Below are 5650 nucleotides of genomic sequence, written 5' to 3' on the forward strand. Positions count from 1 at the left end.
ATATATTATAATGTAGGTAAGACGAAAAAAAGTCTTAACAATTAAAAATATTTGTTCTATAATATATCTATAACGTTAACCTATCAATAATTTTTTAAGGAAGTAAAAATTATGTCATTAATTAATACTAAATTATTACCTTTTAAAGTAAACGCTTTTAAACAAGGTAACTTTGTAGAAGTTTCAGATAAAGATTTAGCGGGTAAATGGTCTGTATTCTTCTTCTACCCAGCTGACTTCACATTTGTATGTCCTACTGAATTAGAAGATTTAGCTGATAACTATGCTGAGTTCCAAAAATTAGGTGTGGAAATCTATTCAGTATCTACAGATACTCACTTCTGTCACAAAGCATGGCATGATCACTCTCCAGCAATTGGTAAAGTGCAATACACTATGTTAGCTGACCCTACACATGTAATTTCTCGTAACTTCCAAGTATTAATTGAAGAAGAAGGTGTAGCATTACGTGGTACTTTCTTAGTAGATCCTGAAGGTAACATTAAATTAGCTGAAGTAAACGACAATGGTATTGGTCGTGAAGCTACTGAGTTATTACGTAAAATTAGAGCAGCACAATACATCGCAGCTCACCCAGGTGAAGTTTGCCCTGCAAAATGGAAAGAAGGTGCAGAAACTCTTAAACCATCTTTAGATTTAGTTGGTAAAATCTAATTTAAGTTAATTATTAAGAAAAGAGCATAGGCATAGGTTAACCTGTGCCATGCTCTTTTTACGTTCACATTATTAAATATCATTAAATTACTTTAAAGATTATGTTAGATCAAGGCATTAAATCACAATTACAAACTTATCTTGAACGTGTAGAATTACCTATTGAGCTTCAAGCTAACTTAGGTACAGACGCAAAATCTCAAGAGTTAAAAGAATTATTACAAGAAATTGCTTCTTTAAGAAGTGACAAAATTACTTATACTGAAGTAGATACTGCAGATCGTAAACCAGCATTTACTATTACTCGTGTAGGTTCAGATGTAGCGGTTACCTTTGCTGGTATTCCTATGGGACACGAATTTACTTCTTTAGTATTAGCTTTATTACAAGTTGGTGGTTATCCAGCTAAATTAAGTGATGAAGTAGTAGAGCAAATTAAAGCTTTACCAGGTGATTACCAATTCGAAACTTACTTCTCACTTTCATGTCAAAACTGTCCTGATGTAGTACAAGCTTTAAATGCGATGTCAGTAATCAATCCACGCATTAAGCACGTATCTATTGATGGAGCTTTATTCCAAGAAGAAGTTGATCGTTTACAAATTATGTCTGTACCATCAGTATATTTAAACGGTGAACAATTCTTACAAGGTCGCTCAAGTGTTGAAGAGATCTTAGCTAAATTAGATACAGGTGCTTCTGCTCGTAAAGCTGCACAATTATCTGAAAAAGAAGAATTTGATGTATTAGTAGTTGGTGGTGGTCCTGCTGGGGCAGCTGCTGCAGTATACGCTGCACGTAAAGGTATTCGTACAGGTGTAGTTGCTGAGCGTTTTGGTGGTCAAGTTCAAGATACTATGGATATCGAAAACTTCATTTCAGTATTAAAAACTGAAGGTCCACACTTAGCAACAGCTTTAGAAGAGCATGTACGTTCATATGGTGTTGATATTATGAACTTACAACGTGTATCTAAATTAATTCCAGGTGAAAAACAAGTAACTGTAGAATTAGAAAGTGGTGCTACTTTAAAATCAAAATCAGTAATTCTTTCTACAGGAGCTCGCTGGAGAAACATGAATGTTCCTGGTGAAGCAGAATATAAAGCTCGTGGTGTAGCTTACTGTCCACACTGTGATGGTCCATTATTTAAAGGTAAAGATGTTGCGGTAATCGGTGGAGGTAACTCTGGAGTTGAAGCTGCAATTGACTTAGCTGGAGTAGTAAACCATGTAACTTTAATTGAACGTGATGAAAAATTACGTGCTGATGAAGTGTTACAAAATAAATTACGTAGCTTACCTAACGTAAAAATTATTACTAATGCTGCAACTACTGAAGTGCATGGTGATGGACAAAAAGTGGTAGGTTTAAGCTATCAAGATCGTGCAACTGAAGAAGTACACCGTTTAGATTTAGCTGGTGTATTCGTACAAATCGGTTTAGTTCCTAATACAGATTTCTTAAGAGATACTTTAGAATTAAATCGTATGGGTGAAATTATTACTGATGACCGTGGTCAAACTAACGTTAAAGGAGTGTTTGCTGCTGGTGACTGTACTAATGTACCTTACAAACAAATTATTATTGCTATGGGTGAGGGAGCAAAAGCTTCTTTAGCTGCTTTCGATTACTTAATTCGCAATAACTAATAATTTCTTTGCTATAAAAAAGATGAGGATTACGTCACAGGCGTAGTCCTTTTTTTCTAAGTAAATAAAAATTAATTAAATAAAATTAACAAATCTCAGCAAATAATTTTTTTTGTGCTATAATATGCGACGTTATTTGTTTTTAATTTTATATGAGGTCGCATGGCAAAAGAACCAGCAATTGAGTTTCAAGGAACTGTAATTGAAACATTACCTAATACTATGTTCCGTGTTGAATTAGAAAACGGTCACAAAATTATCGCTCACATTAGCGGTAAGATGCGTAAGAACTACATTCGTATTTTAACGGGTGATAAAGTTACTGTTGAAGTGACACCTTATGATATTACTAAGGGTCGTATCGTTTTCCGTTCAAGATAATTGGAAACTCAGTAATTTTTATATTCAACGCTTGAAGTTAAGTTAACTTTAAGTAGTATTAGCGTCTGGAAAATCAGCCGCATATATTCCTCAAGTAACATGGCTCAAATGTTACTCTTAGGGTTATAAAGATTAAAAAAACCGTAGCTACAGAGCTATGGTTTTTCTTTTTTGTTTTTTGTATGCAAGATAATTATCGTTTAAATAAGTTAAGTAAGCGTTTACGTAGCGAAGTGGGTAAGGCAATCGCAGATTTTAATATGATCGAAGAAGGCGATAAAATCATGGTTTGTCTTTCAGGTGGTAAAGATTCCTATGCTTTGCTTGATATTTTACGCTCACTCCAAAAGTATGCACCGGTAAATTTTGAACTCCTTGCAGTAAACTTAGACCAGCAACAACCTGGCTTTCCTAAAGATGTATTACCTAATTATTTAGAATCTATAGGTGTTCCTTATCGCATTGTTAATGAAGATACTTATAGTATTGTAAAACGAGTAATTGATGAAGGGAAAACTACTTGTTCTCTATGCTCACGTTTACGTCGTGGAATTCTTTATCGTATTGCTCAAGAAGAAAAATGTACCAAAATTGCTTTAGGACACCATCGTGATGATATGGTGGAAACTCTCTTTTTAAATATGTTCTTTGCCGGAAAAATGAAGTCTATGCCTCCGAAATTAGTGAGTGATAATCAGCTTCATACTGTTATCCGTCCTTTAGCTTATTGTCGAGAAAAGGATATAGCAAAGTATGCAAAACTAAAAGAGTTCCCAATTATTCCATGTAATCTTTGCGGTTCGCAACCTAATTTACAAAGAGCTGCGGTAAAACAATTATTACAATCTTGGGATAAGCAATTTCCTGGAAGAATTGAAACCATCTTTAGGGCGATGCAAGATGTAAGTCGTTCGCACCTTTTAGATCGTAGTCTCTATGATTTTATGAGCATTAGTTCTTTAAATCAAAAGGAATTTAATCCTCATCATCAAGCTGAGGCGACACCAATAAATCTTTTAGCTTCAAAAGAAAAAGCAACTAAAATTATTGAAACTAAAGTAGTAGCTTCTAAAGAACAGGAATCAAACTTAAACTCTCAGAATAGTTATGAGTTTTCGGAGCAAGAATTAGATCAGTTAGCCAATGATGAATTATTTGGTGGACAGGATTATGATGCCTTAGCTCGTCAACTTCAAGAAGCTCATCAAGAAGAAGATGAGACCAAAATTACGGGTTTAAGTATTAAACAATTGTAAGTTATAATAACCATTTTTTTCACAACATAAATTTAAATATTTTTTGACACCTAATTAGGGGTTATTAATGCAAAGATAAGTTTTGCTAAAGCTTTCTTTGTTAGTCTTGTAAACTGCCAGTTCGCTGGATTAATAGCTAAAAAATTTTAGGGGTAATCAATGACAAAATATGCAAAACCAGAATTACTAAGTCCTGCAGGTTCATTAAAGAACATGCGTTATGCTTTTGCTTATGGAGCAGATGCGGTTTATGCAGGACAGCCTCGTTACTCATTACGTGTACGTAATAATGAGTTTAACTGGGAAACTCTAGAAATAGGGATTAATGAAGCTCATGCTTTAGGAAAAAAATTCTATGTGGTAGTAAATATTGCTCCGCATAACGCTAAACTAAAAACCTTTGTGCAAGACATGAAGCGCGTAGTAGATATGAAACCTGATGCGTTTATTATGTCAGATCCAGGGTTAATTATGTTAATGCGTGAACATTTTCCTGAAGCTGTATTACACCTTTCAGTACAAGCAAATGCTGTAAACTGGGCTTCATGTAAATTCTGGCATGATTATGGAGTTGAAAGAGTTATTCTTTCTCGTGAATTAAGCTTAGATGAAATCGAAGAGATTCGTAAACATGTACCTGATTTAGAGTTAGAGATTTTTGTCCATGGAGCTTTATGTATGGCTTATTCTGGACGTTGCTTACTCTCAGGTTATATTAATAAACGTGATCCTAACCAAGGTACTTGTACTAATGCTTGTCGTTGGCAGTATGATCTCCAAGAAGGACAAGAAGATGAGCTTGGACAAATTGTGGAAAAAGTGGCTGCAGGTAAAACCCATGATGGGCGTGAACAAGATCCAAATAATCAAGTGATCAATCAAGATCCAGCTAACTTAAATATCGAAGTTGCTAATGTTTCGCCAACCCTAGGCATAGGTGAACCTACAAGCAAAACTTTCTTAATTACTGAGCCTCGTCGTCCTGATGAAAAAATGACTGCGTTTGAAGATGAGCATGGAACTTACATTATGAATAGCCGTGACTTACGTGCGATTCAACATGTGCCTCGCTTAACGAAAATGGGCGTACACTCTTTAAAAATCGAGGGACGTACCAAATCTTTCTTCTATTGTGCACGTACAGCTCAAATTTATCGTCAAGCAATTGATGACGCTGCTGAAGGTAAAGAGTTTAATCCACAGTTATTACGTAAGTTAGATTCTTTAGCTCACCGTGGTTATACTGACGGCTTCTTACAAAGACATACTCACGATCAATATCAACACTATACTTCAGGTAACTCTACAAGTGATTATCAACAATTTGTGGGTGCATTTACCGGAGAACGTGAGGGTAATTTAGCTTTAGTTGAAGTAAAAAATAAATTTGTGGTGGGAGACATGATTGAGATTATGACTCCAAAAGGCAATATGAGCTATAAACTTGAAAAAATGTATAACCGTAAGTTTGAACCAGTAGAAGTAGCTCCTGGAGATGGACATAAAGTATGGTTAGAAATTGATCCTCAAGTTGATTTAGAGTTTGCTTTAGTTTTACGTTATCTTGAGCAAGGATTAGATACTACTGATCCTCACGGACGTAAAGCTAATGAAGCAAAAATTACGCAACTAGCTTAAAAATAATAGTGCATAGCGAATAAAAGCACAAAAATAAAAACTCGTAAA

4 protein-coding genes and 1 pseudogene are annotated in these 5650 nt (G+C 34.9%); all 5 read left to right on the forward strand.

Annotated features, from left to right (window positions below; translation table 11 throughout):
- Window positions 1-111 precede the first annotated feature (111 nt).
- The 5 genes and pseudogenes from ahpC to trhP all read left to right on the forward strand — a co-directional run bounded on the left by ahpC (window position 112) and on the right by trhP (window position 5602).
- Complete coding sequence (gene ahpC / locus CKF59_RS05430) at window positions 112-675, forward strand: alkyl hydroperoxide reductase subunit C (protein ID WP_119534948.1); 564 nt, start codon at window positions 112-114, stop codon at window positions 673-675.
- Window positions 676-776: 101 nt separating this feature from the next.
- A complete protein-coding gene (gene ahpF / locus CKF59_RS05435) occupies window positions 777-2327 on the forward strand; it encodes an alkyl hydroperoxide reductase subunit F (protein ID WP_119534949.1) in 1551 nt (516 codons plus the stop codon).
- A 162-nt stretch (window positions 2328-2489) separates the two neighbouring features.
- On the forward strand, window positions 2490-2708 hold the full coding sequence (gene infA / locus CKF59_RS05440; protein WP_119496899.1) for a translation initiation factor IF-1: 219 nt from the start codon (window positions 2490-2492) through the stop codon (window positions 2706-2708).
- A gap of 182 nt (window positions 2709-2890) precedes the next feature.
- Window positions 2891-3688: pseudogene (gene ttcA, locus CKF59_RS05445) on the forward strand (tRNA 2-thiocytidine(32) synthetase TtcA); the annotation flags it as partial.
- Between the two features lie 435 nt (window positions 3689-4123).
- The gene (gene trhP / locus CKF59_RS05450; RefSeq protein ID WP_119534951.1) at window positions 4124-5602 is read left to right on the forward strand and encodes a prephenate-dependent tRNA uridine(34) hydroxylase TrhP; all 1479 of its coding nucleotides are present in this window, start codon (window positions 4124-4126) and stop codon (window positions 5600-5602) included.
- The last annotated feature ends 48 nt before the right edge of the window (window positions 5603-5650 follow it).

The sequence above is a fragment of the Psittacicella gerlachiana genome (assembly GCF_003585965.1).
Lineage (GTDB): Bacteria > Pseudomonadota > Gammaproteobacteria > Enterobacterales > Psittacicellaceae > Psittacicella > Psittacicella gerlachiana.

Excerpts from the sequence above, each read along its gene's own strand:
- ahpF (WP_119534949.1), top strand. The coding sequence starts at position 777 with ATGTTAGATCAAGGCATTAAATCACAATTACAAACTTATCTTGAACGT.
- infA (WP_119496899.1), top strand. The coding sequence starts at position 2,490 with ATGGCAAAAGAACCAGCAATTGAGTTTCAAGGAACTGTAATTGAAACA.
- ahpC (WP_119534948.1), top strand. The coding sequence starts at position 112 with ATGTCATTAATTAATACTAAATTATTACCTTTTAAAGTAAACGCTTTT.
- trhP (WP_119534951.1), top strand. The coding sequence starts at position 4,124 with ATGACAAAATATGCAAAACCAGAATTACTAAGTCCTGCAGGTTCATTA.